At 44.9% G+C, this 24,217-nt stretch carries 19 protein-coding genes; 8 read left to right on the forward strand and 11 right to left on the reverse strand.

Annotation, left to right across the window (positions count from 1 at the left end):
- Positions 1-34: 34 nt before the first annotated feature.
- The 3 genes from MKX35_RS01895 to MKX35_RS01905 all read right to left on the reverse strand — a co-directional run bounded on the left by MKX35_RS01895 (position 35) and on the right by MKX35_RS01905 (position 9,802).
- On the reverse strand, positions 35-1,756 hold the full coding sequence (locus tag MKX35_RS01895) for a FecR family protein (RefSeq protein WP_076299918.1): 1,722 nt from the start codon (positions 1,754-1,756) through the stop codon (positions 35-37).
- Entirely contained in the window at positions 1,753-3,513 is a 1,761-nt protein-coding gene (locus MKX35_RS01900) for a CHASE2 domain-containing protein (RefSeq protein WP_076299919.1), read from the reverse strand. Before MKX35_RS01900 ends, MKX35_RS01895 begins: the two co-directional genes overlap by 4 nt.
- 415 nt (positions 3,514-3,928) lie before the next feature.
- Positions 3,929-9,802 carry an S-layer homology domain-containing protein gene (locus tag MKX35_RS01905; RefSeq protein WP_076299920.1) on the reverse strand — a complete coding sequence of 1,958 codons (5,874 nt, stop codon included), beginning with the start codon at positions 9,800-9,802 and terminating at the stop codon, positions 3,929-3,931.
- Positions 9,803-10,057: 255 nt separating this feature from the next.
- On the opposite strand from MKX35_RS01905, the gene MKX35_RS01910 reads away from it, so the two are divergent.
- Positions 10,058-10,447, forward strand: a complete 390-nt coding sequence (locus tag MKX35_RS01910) for a hypothetical protein (protein WP_076299921.1) — start codon at positions 10,058-10,060, stop codon at positions 10,445-10,447.
- A gap of 122 nt (positions 10,448-10,569) precedes the next feature.
- Here MKX35_RS01910 and MKX35_RS01915 read toward each other — a convergent pair whose 3' ends face one another.
- The 3 genes from MKX35_RS01915 to MKX35_RS01925 form a co-directional block, all read right to left on the reverse strand.
- Complete coding sequence (locus MKX35_RS01915) at positions 10,570-11,586, reverse strand: AI-2E family transporter (RefSeq protein ID WP_042184192.1); 1,017 nt, start codon at positions 11,584-11,586, stop codon at positions 10,570-10,572.
- Between the two features lie 168 nt (positions 11,587-11,754).
- Positions 11,755-12,939: a polysaccharide deacetylase family protein gene (locus tag MKX35_RS01920; RefSeq protein WP_076299922.1), complete on the reverse strand. Its 1,185-nt coding sequence runs from the start codon at positions 12,937-12,939 to the stop codon at positions 11,755-11,757.
- Between the two features lie 211 nt (positions 12,940-13,150).
- Positions 13,151-13,708, reverse strand: a complete 558-nt coding sequence (locus MKX35_RS01925; RefSeq protein WP_076299923.1) for a GbsR/MarR family transcriptional regulator — start codon at positions 13,706-13,708, stop codon at positions 13,151-13,153.
- A 218-nt stretch (positions 13,709-13,926) separates the two neighbouring features.
- Here MKX35_RS01925 and MKX35_RS01930 point away from each other — a divergent pair, with 218 nt between their 5' ends.
- Genes MKX35_RS01930 through MKX35_RS01955 form a run of 6 tightly spaced genes read left to right on the forward strand, consistent with a single transcriptional unit; the run spans position 13,927 to position 19,120 of the window.
- Complete coding sequence (locus MKX35_RS01930; protein WP_076285209.1) at positions 13,927-14,808, forward strand: carbohydrate ABC transporter permease; 882 nt, start codon at positions 13,927-13,929, stop codon at positions 14,806-14,808.
- A 25-nt stretch (positions 14,809-14,833) separates the two neighbouring features.
- Positions 14,834-15,679, forward strand: coding sequence for a carbohydrate ABC transporter permease (locus tag MKX35_RS01935; protein ID WP_042184188.1), 846 nt, complete (start codon positions 14,834-14,836; stop codon positions 15,677-15,679).
- 34 nt (positions 15,680-15,713) lie between these two features.
- Positions 15,714-17,060 carry an ABC transporter substrate-binding protein gene (locus MKX35_RS01940; protein WP_081382943.1) on the forward strand — a complete coding sequence of 449 codons (1,347 nt, stop codon included), beginning with the start codon at positions 15,714-15,716 and terminating at the stop codon, positions 17,058-17,060.
- A 14-nt stretch (positions 17,061-17,074) separates the two neighbouring features.
- Positions 17,075-17,863, forward strand: coding sequence for an HAD family hydrolase (locus MKX35_RS01945; RefSeq protein ID WP_076285091.1), 789 nt, complete (start codon positions 17,075-17,077; stop codon positions 17,861-17,863).
- A gap of 23 nt (positions 17,864-17,886) precedes the next feature.
- Positions 17,887-18,201 (forward strand): DMT family transporter, encoded by a 315-nt coding sequence (locus MKX35_RS01950; protein ID WP_076285208.1) that lies wholly within the window; start codon positions 17,887-17,889, stop codon positions 18,199-18,201.
- A gap of 52 nt (positions 18,202-18,253) precedes the next feature.
- Positions 18,254-19,120 carry a metallophosphoesterase family protein gene (locus tag MKX35_RS01955; protein ID WP_076299924.1) on the forward strand — a complete coding sequence of 289 codons (867 nt, stop codon included), beginning with the start codon at positions 18,254-18,256 and terminating at the stop codon, positions 19,118-19,120.
- An 82-nt stretch (positions 19,121-19,202) separates the two neighbouring features.
- Here the strand turns inward: MKX35_RS01955 and MKX35_RS01960 are convergent, their stop codons facing one another.
- Entirely contained in the window at positions 19,203-19,799 is a 597-nt protein-coding gene (locus tag MKX35_RS01960; RefSeq protein ID WP_076285089.1) for a TetR/AcrR family transcriptional regulator, read from the reverse strand.
- A gap of 224 nt (positions 19,800-20,023) precedes the next feature.
- Between MKX35_RS01960 and MKX35_RS01965 the strand changes: the two genes are divergently transcribed.
- On the forward strand, positions 20,024-20,857 hold the full coding sequence (locus MKX35_RS01965) for a hypothetical protein (RefSeq protein ID WP_042184178.1): 834 nt from the start codon (positions 20,024-20,026) through the stop codon (positions 20,855-20,857).
- A gap of 75 nt (positions 20,858-20,932) precedes the next feature.
- Here MKX35_RS01965 and MKX35_RS01970 read toward each other — a convergent pair whose 3' ends face one another.
- From MKX35_RS01970 to MKX35_RS01985, 4 genes are read right to left on the reverse strand one after another with little or no spacing between them, the layout of a single operon-like run.
- The gene (locus tag MKX35_RS01970) at positions 20,933-21,388 is read right to left on the reverse strand and encodes a hypothetical protein (protein ID WP_076299925.1); all 456 of its coding nucleotides are present in this window, start codon (positions 21,386-21,388) and stop codon (positions 20,933-20,935) included.
- 34 nt (positions 21,389-21,422) lie between these two features.
- Entirely contained in the window at positions 21,423-22,343 is a 921-nt protein-coding gene (locus tag MKX35_RS01975) for an ABC transporter ATP-binding protein (protein ID WP_143759515.1), read from the reverse strand.
- Positions 22,333-23,352 (reverse strand): ABC transporter ATP-binding protein, encoded by a 1,020-nt coding sequence (locus MKX35_RS01980; RefSeq protein WP_076299926.1) that lies wholly within the window; start codon positions 23,350-23,352, stop codon positions 22,333-22,335. The genes MKX35_RS01975 and MKX35_RS01980 overlap by 11 nt, the downstream gene beginning before the upstream one ends.
- A 15-nt stretch (positions 23,353-23,367) precedes the next feature.
- Positions 23,368-24,213 (reverse strand): ABC transporter permease, encoded by an 846-nt coding sequence (locus tag MKX35_RS01985; protein ID WP_042184173.1) that lies wholly within the window; start codon positions 24,211-24,213, stop codon positions 23,368-23,370.
- Between the last annotated feature and the right edge of the window lie 4 nt (positions 24,214-24,217).

Raw genomic sequence — 24,217 nt, forward strand, 5'->3', positions numbered from 1 at the left:
TATGTTTGTTCTCCTCTCGAAGGTTATTGCGCCTTTAAAATAACAAAGATAATCTAATCTGGAGGTTGTCTACTACTACCTCTACAGGGCCGTTTTCTGTATCTTCAATCCTCACGAGAGGAATGGAAACGATATAAGGTTCGGGAAATAATCCATTCAAGAACTCCGGAGTAAGTTTAAGCACAAAAGTATTCTCACCGTTCCGCTCCAGTACATAATCTGTATCTTCTAGTGGAGATGGATCTCCTAGATCATATTCATAACGATATCTAATCTCCCCTACATCATAACCCAGCGAATGGATGATAAATTCTGGTGCTTCACCTTCACCTATAGGGCCAGTATGGTTAAAATAACTCGGAGTGATCATTCCCTTGTAGGTAAAACCGCCATCTGCTATCAGTTGATCCTCTTCCTGTACATCACCCCCGGAAAGGGCATTCTTTAACAAACCGCCGTTCACCTTGATTTGAACGAAAGAGCTATAAGGAAGTGATTCACGCAGCTGAATGTGAAGCTTATTCTCTCGAATATATACCTCACCTAAATCGAGCTTGTCCTCACTTTGATTCAAAGTAACACTCACCCCATCCCTCGCAGCATTAGGATTAGTGTCATCTGCGATATTAAAGAATAACGGTGCTGTAAACGGCAAAACAATCTCATTATCACGGACGAGATAGTCATAGATATGTTCTCTAAATTCCTGCTGGTCTAGCTCAGGCGCACCTAGGGGATTTGGTGTTGGCTCCGGTGTTGGTACCGGCGATGGTGTTGGCGTTGCCGTTGGTGTTGGTGTTGGTGTTGGTGTTGGTGTTGGTTCCAGCGTCGGCGTCGCTGTTGGCTCCGGCGTCGGTGTTGACGTCGGTTCCGGTGTCGGCGTTGGTGTAGGTCTCGTCGGCGGTGTTGGTCTCGTCATATCTAAGGGAGCTGAACTAGATAGATCATAGTTAATCTGAGGTGGAATTGTTGGAATAGGCGGACTTGAGTGAACGGGAATAGCGGCTTTGATTTGCTCGAGTAGTTGCTCGATTTTTTTCTTAGCCGATTCGAATTCCAATACCTCTTCTTCGTTCAGATATTTCAAATGCTGCTCTAGCGCAAATTGTGGTAATGCATTTAGGGACAACTGCGACTCTATCCATTGTTGATTCTCCATAATTAACTGCTGGGAGGCTGTTATCATACGCTCAATCAGCGTGGGATCAATAGTCGAAACTACATGAACTGTTCCTTCCAGAACTCCCAGATAATCGCCGTTATTCCCTATCCCATTATTAAGGACTACATTGCCTTGGCTATTAACGCTAACAAAAAACTCTGTACCCATAACGCCCATAATAGCTGTTGGTGTCTCAATCTCAAAGCGGGAATCGCCATCCAGTTTCTTTTTCACCTTGATCAGGACTTGCCCGTTTTGCAGCTTCAGGCTTGTTTTCCCACCCAATGCCTTTGCGCTTTCTACTAATTGGCTAATGGTAAGCGTAGTACTAGCTCCGATCGTAACTTCTTTGTTAGCATCAAGATCGAGGCTAATTTGCCCATCATTGCCTGTTATAATCGTATCACCTTGGGTAATCGCCATTCCTTTAAAAGCGTTGAATTTCTTCGTTCCACCGCTCTTTTTCACTTCAGACTTGCCTGAGACCGCAGTTATTTTCCCAACTTTGACGCTATCCTTCGCCTCTGTGACAACTGCTGGCCAAAGAATACTGAACAACAGCATAAACGACAGTGTAAGCTTTAACGACCTCATCTCAATCCCTCCAGTTCATAGACACTGATTCCTTGTTCCTTGCCCTTTACCTTGATCTCTCCTAATGAAACGGCTGATACTCTATCTCTTACAAAAGCGTAGGTAGCCTCACTGATGAGGATTTGTCCAGGCTTCGCATTGCTTTCCAGACGGGCTGCCGTGTTGACGGTGTCGCCAATCGCTGTATAATCCATCCGGGTCTTGGAGCCGATATTCCCGAATACAGCTGGACCAGTATGCACCCCGATACCGAATTTCACTACAAGACCAAACCGTTCGAACAGCTTTTGTTCCACCGCAGCCGAGCCTTCCTTCATCGCCCACGCCGCCTTCACCGCTTGCATTGGATGATCCTCCAGCAGCAATGGAGCATTAAAGATCGCCATCGTGGCATCCCCGATAAACTTGTCCAGCGTGCCATCATACTTAAAAATACAACCCGCAGTCAGATCCAGATACTCATTCAGAATCTCAACAATCTCCTCTGGTTCAGCAGCCTCCGACAACGGAGTGAACCCGCGAATATCAACGAATAACAGGGTTAGCTCTCTGCGGCTTCCTCCCAGCTTCAGCCCTTCTTGACCGTTCTTGAGAATTTGATCGACAACCTGCGGAGCAACATATCGACCAAAAATATCCGTAACTCTACGTTTCTCCATCAGTTCTTCTAAATATTGAAAAGCTATTACGATAATACAACTAACGATTAGAAAGGGAATCACATAACCCAGTGAAATTACTATCCCTTGGTCATAGAAAAAACGACCTGCAAAGATAAGAAGTGCAATGATGACCACAATGACCGCGTAGGAATATAGCATCTTCACTTTACGGAATAGTAGATAGGCTAGGAGCGCAACAAAAAGCAACACTACCTCGTTCCACTTCCAATCCAGTACCCGCTTATAATTATCGTCCAGTAGAGATTGAATGATATTTGCATGAATTTCCACACCATATAACGTATTTTTTCCGCTAATTGGTGTTAGGAAGTCATCCTTAAACCCTGTAGCATAGGGCCCTATAAGCACAATTCTATTCTCAAAATAAGATGGTGGAACCTCTCCGCTAAGAACCGCCGAATAAGGAATCTCCTCAAAGTCGCCATTGCCACCTGAATAAGGGATATAAAAGCGCCCAAAGTCATCCAGTGGGAGTTTCTGCGGATCAGCAGTGCCCCCCATCGCCTCTCGATATTTCTGGTAGACCGTCCATGACAAGCTGTGAATAGACTCCCCTTCATAGTCAAAAGAATAAAGAGCCTTACGCACCACTCGATCAGTATCCGTAATAGTATTGATATGGGCGGTTGCAGCCGCAGCCTTCCGCAAAGCCTCAAACGGCTGGGATAGCTCCAGCGCTTCGATCTTTCCCTGCTCGGTATTTGGCGCAAATGTGCCATATACCGGCAAAACAACATTCTCCGCACGGGCCACAGCCGCAGCGAATTCTGTATCCGCCTCCGGGTCCTCCGAGCCTACAGGGAACGTAAGGTCAAAACCGATCACTGCTGGATGTCCCTCGGAGAGCGTATCTAACAGCTGTGCATGAACATTTCTGCTCCACGGCCAGCTGCCAAAGTCCTCCAAGCTCTGATCGTCTATCCCGATGATAGCAATCGTAGTATCCACAGACCGCTCGTGCTGCATCACGTGGTCTTGTAACAGATGATCAATGGAGTCAAGACTCCCTCTATACAGTAGAACCGCAAAAATTACCGTAAGTAGAAGCAAAATATGTGCTAACTTTACTCTCAAGGTTCGTTTCTCCAATCTATGTATTATGCAATGAGTCCGAGCCAGCGCTATAATAAGCGTTCAAATACGTTGGTAATTGATAAGCAAAGAAGAAGGGGGGCAGTGGATAACAGAATAAGGAATACAAGCAATCGTGGATGAATACCCATTCCTGCACCAATTGGAAGAAGTGCCGTAACAAGGAGAATAACTGCCGGATCATCGTGAATAACTAGTGTAACAACGAAAGATATCATTATGACTGCCAGCAGGAAGCTAGATTATGTCTATTAAAAATTTATTCAAAAATATTATATATGAAAAATCATATGAATAGTAAGAATTTCCTGCTTTGCTAGAAGAAAAGGAATATAGAGTGCAAAAAATGACAAAAAACAGGCCAGAGTTACCTCTGCCTGCCTTTGCCATGCTATTCTTATAAATTGATTATTCCATATAACAGTTTTGCAATTTCAGCACGGGTTACTTTGCCACGAGGATCGAAATGATTGTCGCCCTTACCGTCAAGGATTCCCTTAGCTTGCAATTCACTTACCGCTTGCTTCGCCCACTCTGATACGCTGTTTATATCCTTAAAGCTTGCAGTAGCAGCAATGGAAGACTGCACTCCAGCTTTGTATTGTATTAATTTCTGCAGGACAACAGCCGCTTCTTCACGTGTAATTGCATCTTTAGGACGGAACTTGCCATCACTGCCTTGGATGAGTCCAAGCTGGACAGCTTTGTCTATCGATGATGCATAATAAGCATCTTTTGATACATCAGCAAAAGCACCATTCCCCGTAGTTTCACTTGTCTCATTCAATCCGAGTGAACGAATGGCTAGTGTAACAAAATCTGCACGGGTTACATTCGCTTGTGGACCATAGTGCGTATCGTCGATACCCTTAATCACATGCTTAGCCGTCAACTTGGAAATGTACGGCTCTGCCCAGTGACCAGCGGTATCCCTAAATTGCTTATGGTATTCCAGTACCGCGAAGGAAGAGAAATGATCTGTTGTAAAGGTAACGGTATTATCCTTAAACACTCCACCCAAATATTCCAACGTGCTGCCATTTACATAATATACACCCGCAAAATCTGTATCGAGCTTAGCAAGCTGTTCTTTCGTCAGCGTCAAGGTAATCGTAACAGCACCTTTAAGCTGGTGGATAGCCGTTTCTTTGCCCCCTGCTGATGTACTGAGGTTCAGCGTAACGTTAGCTCTGGATGGACTCATTCCAGAAACATTGGCCTGTACAGAAATCATACTCGTATCAATGCTTAGTAGCAGCATATCACTGCCTGCCGGGATGGCTGGTAAAGAGCTTGATGGTACGCTCAATGTAACGTTAGATGAAACAATATTCAAATTCAACTTCTTATCGACAGCCTGTTGAACGGCCGCTGCATCAAGAGCAATTCTAATCTGATCTTGAGCCGAGGTTGCCCCGCCTACGCTAATCTTTAGGCTTCCCCCTGTAGCAGCTTCCTCTATCAGCTTCTTCAAGGCTGACGGATTAGCTGTATACGTTCCATTACTTCCTAATGCCAGTTCAATGTTTCCTTTTCCCGCTCCAGGTGTGGCTGTAGGCGTTGGAGTCACTGTTGGCACTGGTAAAACTACTGGAGGTGCCGATGTCACCTCTGGTGCTGGTGTCGGCGTCACTTCTGGCGATGGCGATACCTCTGGTGTCGGCGTTACTTCTGGTGTTGGTGTTGGTGTTACATTCTCTTTCCCAGTGTAGAAGCCCCAAATGTCTGAAAGCACACTACCAGAGTTATCATCCTCGACTTTTGTATACCACTGATAGTAGCTTTCTGGATTTAACTTACTCCAAGTGACCTGAGTCTCCGTACCGCTCTCTACTTGCTGATTGGTCGCGATTGTTTGTTCACTGTAAACCTTAACTCCAATGTAATCGGTAGCTACACGTTTTGTTACAGGCTGCAGATCGAGATCTAGTACGAACTCATCTTTGCCCGGGAACTCATTTTCATCATAATAATTATAATCATCCAAGTAAGGCGAATAAGTCTTCACACGAAGCTTGTTGTTAGCTACATCGAACTGAAGCAGACGAATATAACCAAGTCCACCCTCTTCGGCACCTTGATAATCTGCCAGCATTTGATATACACTGCGGTCCGCAATGCCATCTCCATTGTCATCCAACTCATCTACTTTAAGCTCCGCATCATGATAATGACCGGACAAAGCTGCGATTACGTTCTTGTTAGGTTTTACAACCTTTTCAAAGATCGTATCGGCAATCGGTGCGCGGTTATTAGATACGAGCAGGTATTCATGAAGACAAAGAATCGCTTTACGTTCTGGATAACGAGCAACGATCTCATTCATCCATTCAATTTCTTCTTCAGCCAGTCCCCAGCCCATATATACGATAATGAAGTCATTTCCATTCGCAGATACTAAATCATAATGGCCTCGGTTGTTGTCATAGGATCCGCCAAAGGTTGGCATGTCCTTAAATCTCCATTCCCCAAAGTATTGCCAGAATTTCGTGTAATCTCCGGTTTGATGGCCTACATCATGATTACCCGCAAGAACACCATATGGAATACCTGCATCCTCGAGTACCTTCATATCCCGATCGGCTTCTTCCCATTCATATTCCTGATAGGATTTGTCCACTACATCTCCGGTATGAATTACATATTTCAAGTTCAAATTATCCTTATTGTCGGCAATCCACTTTACATTTTTCTGATAAATGTAAGGGTAGCTTTGAGAATAATATTGCGTATCAGACATCCATACAAAAGAAAAATCATAGGTATCCTGCGTAACTGTAGGTGCAGTCTTAGTCGCGGACGCAATCTCATCCTGAACCATGACAGCAATGCTATCTCCGCTAGCGAATTCTCCAACAGTCACCGTAGATTTCAGTTCAAAATCCTCAGTACCAGCAATCAAATGATCCAGCTGTATCCACTTCTCTTCAGCAGGACTCCACGCGTAGAGACTTACTTTACGACCTGGAAGTGAATTACCCTTCCATTCAATATCCACACGATCTGAAGCCTTCACCGATTCATCCAGCTTAATTTCATAGCGCTGATATGGGAATTGCTCAACAGCATCGTTAATTAAGTACTGTCCGTCAACTGCACTTATTTTGCTGTATTCGTCACTGCTAAGGGCTTCTTCGCCCGCAGGAACGGATTGCTTCGGCGGTTCTGTATCGGATGCGTTCTTAAATCCAGTAAATCCTTGCTCTGGATGGTTACCATCGTACTTGAAGCCTCTATAGAAGGTAACATCCATCTTATCCTGGTTAGGATCTTCAACCTTAACCTTCAAGGTCGGATTCGTACCCACACCAATCTCCCAGTTCTGAGGTGAGATCAGGAGTGGTGCAAATGGATTTTCATTCGGTACATGGAATGTAATTACCTTTTCCACCTGATTACCTATCTTATCCAATGCGGTGATAGAAAGCGTATGGTCTCCACCGGACAGCTTTCCGGATGTAGTAGCATAAGGCAGTTCAATAACATTGCCGTCCAGCTTCACGCTAACTTTATCTACACCTGCGTAAGTATCCTTGATCTCAGCAGTAATTACGAAATTACCACGATAAGTTTTTCCATCTTCAATCGATGCTTTAATAGATGGTGGCGTGTTGTCTACAACTACGTTTGACGATACCTTGGATCCACCTTCGGTCACTGTTACTTTATGTTCTCCGTCCGTTACTTCTGTAGTATTCCAGTTATAAGCCTTCGAACGGAACAAATCAGATTTCAGATCGAACCGGAAGCCGATGGATTCATGCTTACCTGCGCTGTCCCCCATCTTAATTTCTTTATCACGTTCTGCATAAGCAGGGTCCCAAACTTCAGTACCGTCTGCAAGTAATAGGCGCACATTCTTTACTTCAAAATCATCTTTATTCTCCTCGGGACGAGGGTCAAAAGGCGATGATTTAGAGCCCGCCCGAATGTAGATCACATTATCCTTGCCCACTTGCAAAGCGGCAGAGGAGATCGGGAAGGTCAATGTCGTATACGTAGTAATCGGGTCCATAAAGGTGTATAGAATACTCGCATCCCCTAATTCTTCTGGTCCCATGGTGATACCGTTTTTGAAATAATAATCTACATTCTTCGCATCAAATACAAAGTAAGCATCATTCTCAAGCGCGGCATATACCTCGTTATTGCCAAGTACCTTATTGTCGATGCTCAGGCCCACTTCATCAGCCTTTGCGGTAGCAGAGGTTCCTTTTACCGTTATAGAGCCATTAATGAATTGCCCATCCTTCACATTCAAACGAAGTGATGATTGATCTGGGCCACCTGTAATTTTCACTTTCATTACCGGAGATTCGGTCTCATTCGTGCCATCAGAAACGACGAAATAATACTGTATTTCATTTCTGCCGATCAAATCAGCAGACGACAATTTATAATGATACAAGCTATCGTTAAAGTCTTGAGATAGATTATGGCTGACAAAATCAGGCTGCTTATCCGAAGCTACCCTTACTTCTACAGACGTAACGGCTTTATTGTCATCCGCGAAAGCCTTCAAATCCAGACTCATCGACTGATCAATCTCCGTTACAGCAGTCAGATCATTTACCGTCGGATTTTCGGTATCCGGATCCACATGGATCGGTGTGTTAGGAAGCAGTGCAACATCTACCTGCCCTGGTGACGGAACCGCTGATCCTGTGCTAATCTTGAGCATTTTACTTTGCCCATTCACAGGATACTTGTATAGAAGGGCTTTATTTTCTTTGGTGTCGTCACCTTTAGCCCCACCATCATAGGTAAGATCAGCATCATAATACGCAGAGGAGATTTCTTTCTCGGTATTACTTTTGATTACGACGGCCCGGCGGCCAGAGTTCGCCATCCCATCGCTTTTGATTTGAAAGAGATTTGTGCCATCCATCAGATTAGTGTTGAATTCTGCATTAAAATCACTAGCGGTGTATGTACTGTTAGCACTATTAATAACCCAGAACACTACGGACTGCTGTGCAGGAATTACAAAACTCTCTTTCGTAGAGGGCCACTTCACATCGGAAGCATTGCCTTTATCAGGATAGCGATAATAGATCTTGTAGTTTTTAAAATCAATCGGTGCATCAGTATTGTTATATACCTCAATGAATTCAAAAGCATCGCTGCTCGTTCCTTTTACATTCGTCGAATTGGGCAGCAGCTCTGTAATTAACAGCGGTGGCACATTATTCGAATCAAATGCAGGCAGGTTCACATGAACAGAATAGCTCTCTGTTACATTGTTTACACGAATGCTGTAGTGCAGTTCTGGTTCTTCCAGTGCAGCCGCAGGAATCACGGCCGTGTATTCCCCCTCACCTTTTGAGGTCATGGTGATTACCGTATCTTTCACCTGAGAAGGAGAGCCGTATTGCAACTTCACTACCGGTAGCGTTCCGTCTGGTCCAATCTCTAGGTTCGTAATCTTCGCGGTGACGGGAAGATCCGCTGGATCCACACTGCTCTGCGAGTGGTGTTCAATTACCGGTTGCTTGTCTCCAGGTACTAGCTCAGGCAGTTGCTCTGGATCTACGGTTCCTGGTGTAGCCGCAACCGTTCCCGAAATCGCCATGAGACTCATCATAGAGCTGTCGGATTGCGAATACTTATAGAAAATCCCGTTGTTTTCCTTCACCTGTTCTTTTCCATAAGAAGCAGAGACAATAAGAGCATCTCCTGCTTTACTTTTAATTTGTAAGTTGCGCGGAGAAGTGTTTGCCATACCACCGCCACCGTTAATACGGAACAGGTTTACACCTTCCTGCAGAGATGCTGAAGGATTAAAGTTTTTGATGAAATCTTCGGCAGGAACACTCAGATTATTGCCGTTCATAATCCAGAAGACGATATTTCCATGCGCCGGTATGACCGCATCGCCATTTGGTGTCCAAGTATCTTTGTCATTATAAAAGAAATAATAATCCTTAAAGTTAACCGGCTCGTCCGTATTATTGTAAACCTCAACAAATTCGTAACCATCTACAGAACTACCATCCGCGCCTTTTACATTTTTAGTATCTGGAACAACCTCTGTAATAAGTAAAGAGCCTGGATTGGTTGGTGTCGCGTATACATCTGTCATTACAGTCGGTTGACTTAAAAGCGTGTTGAGCTCAACCTGTTCATCAAAATGTGCTCCTAATTCGGAAGATGTCTGCTCTGTATCCGGCCGCTGTTCTTCCGCATATCCTGCTGGAACCATGATCCCCAACATCAAACTACTTGCAATTACGCTGGATAGAAAACGTTTAGCTTTTGCTGTTATTCTCAAAACTCCGAACACTCCCCGTAAGTTTGATTGTGACCCTTCTGCATAAATATGCAATTTAGATCATCTGGAAATTATACTAGGGGTATATTATCGCTATATCATTTCAATGTTAAATCTTTAGGTTATCTTAAATATTGTTTAAGCTTCAGCTCAGCTTTCCGGGTTATAATAGAAATAAGTTAAACCACAACCATCACAGACACTTTCAACAGAAACCATAGAACGTTATTCGTAAAATAAGAAAAGAGGACTCTAATGGATATAAAAAGAGTGATTATAGTAGGAACCGTAGTTATAGTAATGTCTTTCGGAAATGCTTGGAGTAGCCTTACTGCTAACGCAAGCTCGTCAACTCAATGGTCCACCACAAGTGTTGCGGATAAAGACGAATTATTATTGAAAGCCCTTAACCAACCCACAGATGATGATCTGTACGATGCCTTATATGACGGCAAATCACTTCAAGATATTGCAATAGAACAAAACACAGATATTGAAGATGTGATCGATCTACAGGTAACCCAGCTAACGGAACAGCTAGATTCACGACTAGCCTCTGGAAGCATTACAGCCGAGCAGTATGCAGCACACAAAGCGGAGCTGAGGGACATCGTTACGGAGAGTGTTCTCACTTCTTTCGGCTAAGAAAGATACATATAGTGGCCGTATAACATTTCTCCGCGCCAAAATAAAGAGGGTGATCCGAAAGCCATTGAATGGCTATCGGATCACCCTCTTCGTATATTCAACGCTATTTAACTGAATTCCTAAGTCTCTATCTTGTTATCTCTATTGATCTCCAGTATATCCAGGAAGAATACAAAAATTGGAATGCCGAGAATTAGACCCCATACACCCATATAGTGCTCAGAGAAGAGAAGTACGATAAAGGTGTAGAACATAGGCAGGTTCATTTTGGATGACATCAGTTTTGGATTTAAGAAGTAACCCTCGACAAAATGTAGTATGGCGATCATAACCAATACATATATCGTCATTGCTATGCCACCAATGTTGTAACCAATAATACAAAGTGGTATTAAGGAGATCACAAAACCTACAACTGGAATCAAACTAAGCAGGAAGATCATAATCGATAAGGCGAATAAATACGGAAAACCTAAGATCCAGAGTCCGATCACCGTAAAGCATGTATTAAACAGCGCGATCAGAATTTGCGCTTCGATCACTTTACCAAACGATGAGATGAATTTTCTACCGAAATACTCAAGCTCAACATAGAACCAAGAAATCTTGCTCTCTTTAAGACGGGCAGTGAAACTGACAATTCTGTTCTTCTCAAGGATAAAGACAAAGCTCAGAATGGTGGATAATACGAAGCTTGTGCCCCAATTACTTATTTTCAGGACGTATTCAAGACCATCTTTCACATAAGACTGGTAGTTCAAATCCTTAAGCTGGGCAAATAAATACTGCACGATTTCGTTCTGCGGAATGTTTGCAGGGGTTAAACTGGTCAGAAAATTAGTTAACTGCTTTATCTGTGTGAAGACCTTCGGTAAATAATTCACTAAGGTCACTACGATCAGAGCAATCAGAGCTAAATACAAAATAACAATAATGACTTTACTGTTGACCGCAACATATTTATTGATTCGCTTCGTGAGCAGCACCTGAAAGCTGTTCATTACATAAGCAATCAGAAATGTTAACAGTACTAAATTGAGCATATCTCTAATACTGAATAGCAGCAGGGCAACCAGCCCCAAAATAAAAAAACGCCGGACCGTTAAATTCGCGTAGTAACGCTTAAATACTTCCATCTGTTCTCTCCATTCGCCTACCAATTAGTACTCTAATTATAGTCTACAGTAAGGAATTCACTTATAGCAACTAGTGATTCGCCCAAATTGGCGAAATTTCTCACTTTTTGTAAACTCCTAATGAACATAGGGAAAGCTGATATCCATTCCATACATTTCCTTAGCCGTTTATGAGCCTCCCGTTGTGTTCATTAACTTAACGATTCGACTCTTCTGATCGTAGTTAAGATCAATATGTAGATCCTTGCATAATTGTATAAACGGAACCATCAGGGTCCCTTTCCTCATTTCGGGCGCACTACCAATCAGAGCTACTCTTTGGTTATTCAGGGTTAATTCCATAGGCGAATCTATATGTTTAACCTGCTCAAGAGTTTGGACTGCAGTTAGACTCTGACTTCCCCCGTTGATCCGGGAGGCATTCCGGTCCGTTCTCGCATTGATCCCATCCTGGATTTTAAATGTTAGCGAAATTCCGAGTGAATCACATGCCGATAGCAATCGGTCATTGTATGATCCATAAGGAAAGGCAATCGCTGAATCGGTATTCCCCAGCTCTTCCTTCAGTCTTTGCTCCGCCTTGGCTAAATCACGAGTAACTCTGCTGTAGTACTCCGTATTCATTTCGTTTCTGTTCTCATCATCGATATATAACAAAGCACTGGCGGCTGGCCGCTCCCCACCCTCAGCATCTACGATACCATAATGGTGTAAATCGTACGTGTGACTATAGAATCCCATCCCGTCCCGCTTCATTTCCCGCATCTGCTCCCAATTGAGCTTCGGCACACTATTCGGATCTGGGTGATCAATCGTAGATACGATAACAAAATTCACTGCCGTATAGCCATATTTTTTGAGAATAGGAAAAGCCAACTCATAAAAGCTCTCATATCCATCATCAAAAGTCAGCAGCACCGCATTATCTGGAACCGTGCCGCCATTCAGCATAAATTCACGGTATTGTTCCATCGTAATCACGTGAAACCCTTCTTGCTTCAGCAGGTTCATTTGATCATCAAACCGATCGGCAGATAAGATCCAAGGAAACTGCGGCATTGGCTTCTCTGAAAGATGATGGTACATCAGCACAGCTACATGGTCTCTATAGTAAATACCTTTCGGAAGTGCCCCCTGCTTCTGCCAGCCGATATGCATATTAAGGGCCTGTTCTGCTGCAGCCTTGGGAATCATTAGCTCATCAGGCGAGCCCGGATATGCAGCTACTGTCTTAATGATTTGACCGTTCACATCTATAGTAACTGCAGAAGACTCGTGTTGATTGTTGAAAATAGCAGCAAGACTTATTAGCAGAACAATGACTAAAAGTATCATATATTTTTTCGTATGCAATCTCTGAATCTCCTTAAAAAGATCTTTTATTCACTATGTAACTACATATTTGGTGACAGTTCCACCTACTTTTGGTTACATTTTCTTTTTTATTTTGTTTCTTATCATAAAAATAGGAGGCGAACCCTAAGCCTGAACTGACTTAAGGAACACCTCCCTCACATGGAGATCTATATATAATTATGTACATCTATGTGTAATTGTAGACGGTCTAGGACCTTCTCTTGTCTACAAAGTAATTATCTTCCCCTAGCTCGTCCACAAACTGCTGCAGCCAATCATAATATTGAATGGCATGCTCCAGCTTCTCCAGATCCTTCAGGCAGAATTGCCGCTCCTCCTCAGGCGTATCCACGGCATGAACCAATCCCTCCAGCTCAGGAATAACAACATCCAAGGCTTGCCTCATGACATCAATCTCCCGCTGCAGCTTCATTCCAAAAAAGTTCTTAAAGGTCTGAAAAAAATCTGTTTCCACTGCATACAGATCCTTTCGCTCCCGCTTCTCCTCCAGCTTGGTCACCATCTTGGAAGCCATCAAAGAACGAACTCCATAGCTCATATTACTCTTACTCATATTCATCACATTCTTCATCTCTTCAAGCGTCATCGGCCGGTCTTCAAAGAACATAATTCCATACAGCTGCCCGAATGAGTAATTGGCGCCATATAAGTCCATCGTCTGAGCAATAGCATCAATCATCGGACGCAGCAGCTGCTCGCGTGGAGATAAGTCTCTATTCTCTTCACCAAAGGCTACCTGTTTCATAGCTGCACCTTCATTCCACTTAGAATCTACCTTCTATTTTACACAAAATAGCAACTACTTTCGCTAATCTCTTAAATTTTTACATAATCTCGCATCGATCTTTACGCCCGCTTGACCACGCAGCTGCTCGATGAGTGTACAATTTTTTTTGAACGGAGGAGCTTTCCTCAGAATTATACCGTAAAAAACAGAAGATGGAATGGGGTATCGACAAAATAATGAAACGCACAAGATTTATAGGTGAGTTGAAACCGGTGCTCTTCACCTTGCCGGCAATGATTCCATTCGTGGTATTTTGGCTCGCGCCATTACTTTATGTATTTTATCTCAGCTTTACTGAATGGGACTTCATGAGCCCCGAGAAAACCTTTGTCGGACTAACCAACTATCTGGATCTGTTCAGCAATCCCGCCTTCTATAAAGCGCTAAGAGTAACCTTGTTATTCTGTGCGGGAAGTGTACTGCCCGTTATTCTGATCGGACTTGGACTTGCACTCCTGATGAATGGGAAGCTGAAAGGCTCCACCCTCTATCAGGTATTGCTTTTCTCCCCTTGGGTCACGCCGACCGTGGCGGTATCCATTGTCTGGTCCTGGATCTATGAACCTGAAATTGGCCTTGCTAATACTGTACTTGACCTCTTAGGTCTAGAAAAAATCGGTTGGCTTCAAGATCCTAAATGGGCACTGCTCGGCGTTCTGCTCGTGACGATATGGAAATCGGTAGGCTGGGCGATGATTTTTTACTTGGTGGCACTACGCAATGTCCCTACCGATCTGTTGGAAGCCGCTGAACTGGATGGAGCAAATGCTGTGCAAAAATTCAACCGTATTACTTTACCGCTAATCTCGCCAACGACACTGTTTCTGTTCATCGTACAGATCATTGGTGCCTTACAGGCATACGACCAGATTAACGTACTGACACAAGGTGGACCTTCGGGATCAACACGTACCTTGCTCTATATGTATTATCAGTCTGCCTTTGAAGCCTTTCAGATTGGAGAAGCCTCTAGTGTCGCAATGATTCTGGTATTTATATGTATGCTGCTCTCCGTAATCTCACTAGAGGTTAGTAAACGGACAACCCATTATCAATAACTACTGCTGTAAAGGAGAACGACTGATGAATGCAACGACCGTACGAGTGGGCAAACTGGCCCGCCATCTATTTTTTGCAGCTATTGCACTGATCATGGCCTTCCCCTTCTATTGGATGGTCACCAGCGCCTTAAAAACCAATGATGAAATCTGGCAGTCTCCGCCGACGATCTGGCCGAAAGAGCCGCTGTGGGGTAACTTTTCAGCCGCCTGGCACGAAGCCCCTTTCTTTAGATATATGGGCAATAGCGTATTTGTCGCCGTGTCGATTGTTATTTTGCAGGTGATAAATTCCGGGATGATGGCCTATGCGCTTACGCATATGAAATTCCGCTTCAGAGGGCTGTTCGCAGGTGTCATTCTTTTCGGCTATATGGTCCCTGCCACCGCCGTTTATCTTCCCGGATATCTGGTATTGTCCCAGCTTCATCTACTGGATTCATATGCCGGGTTGATTCTATCTAACTGTGTAAGTGTCTTCTCTATCTTTCTAATTCGGCAAGCCTTCCTTCAGGTTCCCCATGAGCTGGTAGAGGCTGGAGAAGTGGATGGTTCCTCGCATATGCGGATTCTCTGGACCATTCTTGTCCCCATTACACGGTCTTCCTTTGCTGTGCTAGCCCTGATCACCTTCATTGATCAGTACAATAACTATTTCTGGCCAATGCTCATCACCAAAGATCCTAATCTACAGCTGGTCTCGGCCGGTCTGCGTAGTTTCTTCACTCAAGGAGGTGCTTACGGATTGAAATGGCCGCTGATCATGGCCGCTAGCGCATTCACCATCGCCCCGTTGCTGCTAGTATTTCTACTAGCTCAGAAAACCATCATGCAAAGCGTAAACATGACCGCTGGTTCCAGCAAAGGATAAGCTAACTATTCTATTTAATAAGAGGAGAATGATGATGAACGTATTGAAGAGACTGTCCGCCCTATCTTTGGTTGCCGGATTTACAATGTTAACAGCTTGTGGAGGAAATGCGAGTACAGGTAATGTTACAGCGGCAAATGGAGCTTCTTCCTCCCCCTCCGCAGAGGCTGCGCCTACACAAAATGCACCGATAACGATTGAGTTCTGGTATGGTCTCGGCGGTAAGCTTGGTGAGAATATGGAGGCACTGATTCAGAAATTTAATGCCTCTCAGCAAGAGGTCATTGTCAAAGGTATCGCGCAGGCAGACTACACTGAAACCGAGCAGAAGCTGCAAGCGGCGATTGCTACAGGAAAAGTGCCTGCTGCTGCTCTCTCCTCAAACGTAGATTGGGCCCGCAAAGGATATTTCGCACCGATAGATGAGCTTATGGCATTGCAGCCAGATTTTAATAAAGAGGATTTTGTCCAAACCTTTCTAAATCAGGGCCAGGTTGATGGCAAGCAATACTTCCTGCCGATGTATGGAACAACACAGGTTATGTACTATCGCAAAGATGCTTTTGAGAAGAACGGAATTGATGCGAGCACATTGAAGACTTGGGAAGACCTAGCTGCCGCAGCTGCGAAAATGACCGTGAAAGACGGCGGCAAAACCACCTTCTTCGGTTGGGAGCCTATGTGGGGTTCAGGGAACATGATTGATGCCGTGCTCAGCAAAGGAGGCACTATTCTTAGCGAGGATGGGAAACAAGTCATGATCGACTCTAAAGAGTGGATCGAAACCTGGGATTTGTTCCGCAAATGGATCCACGAGGATAAGATCATGCGGATTCATTCAGGGGGTCAAGGCTGGGAATATTGGTACAAAACAATTGATGATGTAATGAAGAATCAATCCGCAGGCTACACCGGCTCCAGTGGCGATCAAGGTGACCTCGACTTTAGCATTGTTTCTGCTATGGAGCAGCCAGGCTGGGCAGGGATTGGCGAGGGCAAACCCGTAGCCCAAGCACTGATGGCCGGCATTCTATCTAAAGCTAGCGACAGTGAGAAACAAGCGGCTATGAAATGGCTAACCTACTTCACAAATGCCGAGAATACTGCCTCTTGGTCCATTAATACTGGATATATTTCGGTGCGCCAATCCGCATTGCAAGACTCGGCGTTTGTGTCATTCAGTGAAAGCAATCCACAGATTAAGATTCCGTTGATGCAAGCTTCTCATGGCTCTGCACCATTCCAAGATCCAACTGGCGGCAAAATCAACGATGCGCTGAAAATCGCCGCTGATAAGGTGCAGATTGAGAATATTCCTGCAGCACAGGCACTTAAGGAAGCACAGGAAACAGCGCAAGCAGCGCTTGATAAACTAAAATAAAGGCGGTGGAGTTCATGTCTGAGCTCATCACGCCACAAGGCAGATACGCTGTAGCAGCTATTCTATTCGACAAGGATGGTACGCTGCTCCAGTTCGTATCCCTCTGGGGCAGCTGGGGCGAGTGTTTTTTAGAGCGATTCACGAAGGATATGAAGCAAAGAGGACTACAGATTCCAGAAGAACAGCTCCCTGCATTAATGGGAACTATACACAATGCCCAAGGAAGCATTACCGATTATGATCGGAACGGCCCCCTGGCTATGGGGACTATGAGTGACCTCTATGCCATCCTGTCATGGCAGGGTTATCTGCAAGGTTTATCGTGGGCGGAGTCCATGGAGCTTGTTCATCAGTGCCGTCTGGAAGCGGATGTTATGTTGGAAGAGAAACGCCCCGTTCACTCGTTGCCGGGTATTCATCGTTTTCTCGATGAATGTGCGAGTGCTGGCATCCCTCTCGCCGTGGTGACCGCAGATGAAACAGATGCTGCAGAGAAACATCTCCAATGGCTCGGCATACGGCACTATTTCTCCGAGGTAATTGGAACAGACCTTGTGGATCAGGGTAAACCTTTCCCCGACATGGTGCAGCTTGCCTGCGAAAGGTTGGCCGTTGAACCCGCGCACACAGCAGTTATCGGTGATACTAATGGGGATATGCGAATGGCTAAAGCAGCGGGTGTACAGGTAGCTATAGGAATAACTGAAAATGAAGATATTAGTGCTTCGTCGCATATTCTCCCGGATGCAGATCTCATTGTGCGATCTTACGCTGAACTCAGCATCGAGGTTACTTCCCTGTGAAAATAGAAGGAATATGGGCATGGATGTTTCTGATGCTAGCTATTGTGTTCGAACTGTCAGGGACCATCTCAATGAAAATATCTCAGGGGTTCACTCAGCTCTGGCCTTCCGTGCTCATGTTCCTGTTCTATGGAGCCAGCTTCACCTCCCTGAATTTTGCCCTCACCTCTATTAAGGTAGGCGTTGCTTATGCGATATGGTCAGGGGCGGGAATCATCCTTATTTCTTTCATAGGAGCCCTATTTTTCGAAGAAAAGCTAACCCTGTCCTCCCTACTATGGATAGCCGTTATCCTAACCGGGATCATAGGACTGAACATTAGCGGGAAGACGCATTAGTGAACAGCCACAGTATTTCATAGATTCATAAGATGAAGGGGGATGCCTAAACATGAGCGTGAACACATTACCTGAAGAGAAGCCTGTTATTACCTTTCAGATCATCACGGATACGCATGTCACCGCTGACCGAAATCATGAGTACAATCTTAACTTTGAGCTGGCGCTCCGTGATATAGCCGCACATGGAAAAGGCAGCAGTGGGATTATGCATATCGGTGATGTCACAAACCATGGTTTTTCTGCTGAATATAAAGAAATGCTTCGTATCATTAATCAACATAAGGTTGACTTGCCCGACATTACTTTCACTTTAGGTAATCATGATGTAGGCCTCGGGATTTGGAAGTCTCGCTTAGGGATGTATACGTCACAGACTGGAATGTCTGGACCCTATCATGATCACTGGATTAATGGCTATCATTTTATCTTTCTAGGTACAGAAAAAGGATTACCTAAATTCTGTCATCTTTCCTCTAAGCAGCTTGATTGGCTGGAGCATAAGCTTGGGGAGCAAGCTTCACCGGATCAGCCTATCTTTCTTTTCCTGCATCAACCGCTTAAAGATACAGTAGCTGGATCGTTAGAATCACAAGATTGGTATGGTGTCACTCAAGATAAGGAATTAAAAGAGATTCTTTCGAGACACCCCCAGACCTTGTTATTCACTGGTCACACCCATTGGGAGTTAGAGGTAGACAACACTATGTACCCTGGCCATGGAGAGATGGCAACAATGTTTAATGCTGCTTCTGTCGCCTACCTTTGGACAAACGAAGATAAGCATAAGACAGGCAGCCAAGGCTTCTATGTGGAAGTATATAGAGATAAAGTGCTTGTCCGGGGCAGAGACTTTAAGACAGGAACCTGGATTGAAGCTGCACAATATGAGGTTGCTTATACAACAGTAAACGTATAATGAAACTCCCCGCAGCAAGCTGCGGGGAGTTTCATTCTGTGAATTACACGCACAAGGATTAGCCGTACCGCCACGCTCTGCGTTATTCATCCCATGCTTCTAACAGCTTCGGAATGCCTTCTACAAGAAGCTTGTGGTATACCTCGGAAATATCTTCAATATCATCCGTATTCGCCACACCCAGCAGCGTCTGCATAACGATCCCGTCAATAGCTCCAATCAGCAATGAGGCAATGGCTTTATTGTATTTCCCGGGTTGTTTTTCGTACAAGCGTTGCAACAGCTCCTCGGTATGACCAATCCATTTCTTATACTTAACTTTCAATTGATTGGAGATTTCCTCATTCCCTAGTATCGCTTCCTGGGCAAGATAGAACTGCATTCGATTGTCATCTATTTTGTTAAAACGATCTTTCACATTCTCGCTGATTTGCTCAATAACTTCCCCGCGGCTATACTTCCCTTGCTGTACCTCCTCGGCAATTCTCGTAGATACGGATAGACTGCGATCCATCGCATCATAAAGAATCTCTTCTTTACTATTGTAATGATGATACAACGCCCCTGTGCTAAGCCCGGCTTCATCGGCAATTCTCCGCATTGTCGTACCCGCAATACCCATTCGATAGATAACACGATTCGTCGCCTCAATAATATGTAATTTTCTATCCTCAGACATAAACTCCCCGCCCAACTGAATCGCTTATTGCGATTTATTTTTATATGAAAAGAGTACTGAATCTAATTTGTTTTTTGTGTGTTAATTAGCACAGACAGAACCAATTAATTCCCAATACAATAAAACCGAACAGTTGTTATGTTTAAGAATTAACCAAGCATTGTAGGGTTGAAGCTCAGTATCGGCAGCAATTGATTACGCTTTCACAAAAAAGGAGGTTTATCATGGATATTCCTGCATGGCAGTACGGCGTTAGTATGATCGGCTACATAGTTCTGCTTCTTATTGTTGTCAGTATCATGCGCAAGCATTATAAGTTTGCCCACTGGTTCTGGATTGCTTCTTTACTAACCTTTCCCTTATGGCTTATGGGCGGTGTCGAAGGCTGGTTTCGGTGGGCCAAGATTTTAAGTGTAATTCTTCCTACGATATTTGTTGGATTCATTCGTATTGCTAACTACGAGAAACGAAAAGGACCGTTCTGGAATGGGTTACAGAAGGATTGGGTGTTGTGGTTCGTATATGGCGTTCTATTCCTTAATATCATGGAAGCGACCATTAAAGACTTTACGATGGGGAATACATTCAATGCGCTTACCGGCCTCCTATTATGTATAACCATCCCTTTTGCGCCAAAATATTGGAAGATTTCTACTGAATCGCACGGCGATCTCATTGCATATACGACAATCGGCTGGAACTTCCTCTATACAACTTGGAATGCAGCCTTCGTCTATGCAGAGAGTCCGAAGTTCTTTGCAAGCTCGCTATGCATTCTTCTCGCAGCCGAGCTCTATCCCATCATCAAACGCCGCCCAGAACTCTACATCATTGCGCGGGTCTATACATTAGCGGCACATTTACTTCTACGCGCCTGCTTCGTTAGCCTGTTCCCGACACTAATGGATGCTTCATCGTGGTACAATGCAGACGTCATGAACTATTGGGGAATCATCAACTTTATTATGATTGTTCCGTTTGTATTCTGGCATATGTGGCAGCTGCACACCGGCAAAGCAGAAATCAGCTTCCGGCGTGGCCGGATTGAAGTGAACTAACCAAGAACGCCCTTATCCTTTCCATGAGGAAAAGGTAAGGGCGTTCTTTCTTTATTTCTTCTCTGCTTGGAGAGGTTATCGTTGAATCGGCTCGATCCGGTAGCTTGCGTTAGCGCTGGCATCGTCTTTCACGCCGGCTCCACCGTGAATCTGCCAGCCGAATGACAGCACAGATTCCAGCCGGTTCTTCTCGGCTGTCGTCAATACTATTTCTATGGCTTCTTTACCCTCTTCAAGCTCCAACTCTGCCTCTTTACCAAGAACAACCCATATCCAGCTACGAATGCCACGAATCGTGTTGTACTTGATCTGATAGCCTGTCTTCACCGCTTGCTCGAACAATTCTGGCTGCTCCGCTTGTAAAGTGGTCAACTGCTTATAATCAAATTCGTATTCACTCTCGTCAACGGGCAAATCGCCCTCCGCCACTTTACGAAGAATATCCTCATTGGACCAGCCCAAAGCGCGAAGTGATTCTACCAGTAAAGCATCCCACTGGGATAACTTTACCCGGTTCAAATTGTCTGACATCCTGTTTCCCCCCATACCTGTATATAGATTCTACTTATTCCGTGAAATCATAAGCAACATAATGACCCGGACTAACTTCCTGCAATGTAGAGGTCTCAGCCCTGCCGTACTCTGCCGAATATCCATCTAAAATAATTCTCTGATTAGCCCGCTTAGGGTCCGTCTCCAAAATCGAAGATAGCAGCGCCTTCGTATAAGGATGAATAGGGTTCTCGTATAGTTCGTCACTTTCGGCTACCTCTACGAGACGACCGCCATACATCACGCCAATCCGGTCCGAAATATGCCGTACCATCGACAGATCGTGCGCAACAAAGAGGTAGGTCAACCCAAATTCCGACTGCAAATCCTCCAGCATATTCACTACCTGAGCCTGAACAGAAACATCCAGCGCTGAGATTGGTTCATCACACACTACGAATTCAGGTTTCACAGATAATGCTCGAGCGATCGAAATCCGTTGGCGTTGCCCACCACTGAATTCATGAGGAAAGCGATAAAGATGCTCTCTTTTTAAACCCACCTTATCCAGCAGTGCCGCAACAGCCTCTATACGCTCGTCGCCTTCGTGGATCCCGTGGATTTTCATAGGCTCACTGATCAGATCAAGTACATTCAGGCTTGGATTCAACGAGGAATATGGATCTTGAAAGATCGATTGAATCCGTCTGCGAAAAGGCTTAAGCTGCTTCTCTCCAAGCTTGCTCAGCGGCTGCCCGTCAAAAGACACTTCACCATCTGTATAGTCATACAATCGCAGCAAGCAGCGTCCAACCGTGGACTTGCCGCTCCCCGACTCTCCGACCAGTCCAAAGGTCTCCCCCTGACGAATCTGAAAGCTTACGCCATCTACCGCCTTAAGCACTGATGTATTACGTCCCCATATATCCTTGCCTTTGGAGAAATGTTTCTTCAGATTATTTACGTCCACTAGAATCTTATTATCACTCAACAGAACCGCTCCCTTCAACACCAGCTACGGCTGGAGTCTCCTGCACACCGTCTGCCAGCCAGCACATCGAACGATGGCCAGGCGATAATTCGATGACTGGAGGACGTTCGCTGCAACGGGCAAAAGCATTAGGGCAACGTTCCATAAATGGACAGCCCGAAGGAGGATTCAGCAAATCCGGAGGTGTGCCTTCGATAGGGACAAGGCGTTCCCGCGACTTGCCGTCACGTTTTGGAATCGAGCGAAGCAGACCTTTCGTGTAAGGATGCTGTGGGCGATAAAAGATATCCTCTACCGTGCCCTCCTCCATCACAAGTCCACCATACATTACTATAACCCGTGTACATACCTGCGCTACCACACCCAAGTCATGGGTAATGAGCGCTACAGCTGTACTGGTATTATTTTTCAACTCTTTAAAAAGATCGAGAATTTGCGCCTGTATTGTTACATCGAGCGCAGTTGTCGGCTCATCCGCAATCAATAGCTCTGGCTTACAGGAAAGAGCCATGGCGATCATGACCCGCTGGCGCATCCCGCCACTGAATTCATGCGGATATTGCTGCAGCCGCTGTTCAGGATTATTAATTCCTACCTGACGCAAGATGCTTGCTGCCTCTTTAAGCGCTTCTTGTTTATTTAAACCCCGATGCCGACGGATGACTTCCGTAAGCTGCTGGCCGATTTTTTTTACAGGATTAAGAGAGGTCATGGGGTCCTGAAACACCATTGCTATACGATTGCCGCGTAGCTTTCTCCACTCTTTTTCCGAAAGGTTCGATAAATTCTCTCCACGAAAATTAATATTTCCACCGATAATTTTACCCGGAGGTGTAATTAACGACATAATCGCCTTGGCAGTTACACTCTTCCCACTACCAGATTCTCCGACGATTCCTACCGTCTCACCAGCATCTATATGAAAGCTAACGCCGCGAACTGCTTGATTCTCTCCGTCCCTTGTATGGAACGAAACCTTCAAATCCTCGACAGACAATAGCCGTTCCGTCATGATGTCTTCACACTCCTATCTTCGGATCAGCTTCGGTTCAAAGCCTACCCGCAAAATATCACCCAAAACATTAAAGCTAAGTACCGTTAATAGTATCAATAATCCAGGGAATAAAGCCAGATATGGCGCTTGAGCGATATATCCCTGCGCATTGTTAAGCATACTGCCCCAAGTCGCATTCGGAGGCTGTACCCCGAACCCGAGGAAACTTAGAGACGACTCCATCATTATCGCCGAAGCGATATTATTCGTCGCACCTACAATGACAACAGGCACTAGCCCCGGAAGAATATGACGCCAAATAATTCCGAAATTGCTCTGTCCGGAGGCTTTTGCATAGAGTACATATTCGCGTTCCTTAATCGTCATCGTCTCTGCCCGAATGACACGGGCGATATTCATCCACATTAATAGAGCAATAATAATGATGATATTCCCAACACTCGGCTTCAGAAATACGCTAAGCAGCAGCAGAACTAAGAAAGAAGGAATGGACAGCACTACATCAAGCATCCGCATGAGAAGATTATCAACCCATCCGCCAAAGAATCCACTGATTACGCCCACCGTCACACCTATGCCTGTAGCAATGATCATTGAAGCAAAGCCAACTAACAGTGATACCCGGCCACCATATAATGCGCGGGCAAAATAATCCCGGCCATAGTCATCCGTCCCGAACCAGTGATCGGCTCCCGGCGATTTCAGACGTGCCAGAACATCCATCGCATTCGGATCATGTCCAGATAAAAAAGCAAATATAGAGCCCAGTGAGAAGATGATTAAAGTAATGAGGGCTGCGACGCCCAATTTATTCGTAAATAGCTCATCTCCAACACTTTTCCATTTACTGCGATTCATGAGG

Origin of the sequence: Paenibacillus sp. FSL R5-0923, assembly GCF_038009145.1 — a bacterium.
GTDB lineage: Bacteria > Bacillota > Bacilli > Paenibacillales > Paenibacillaceae > Paenibacillus_AQ.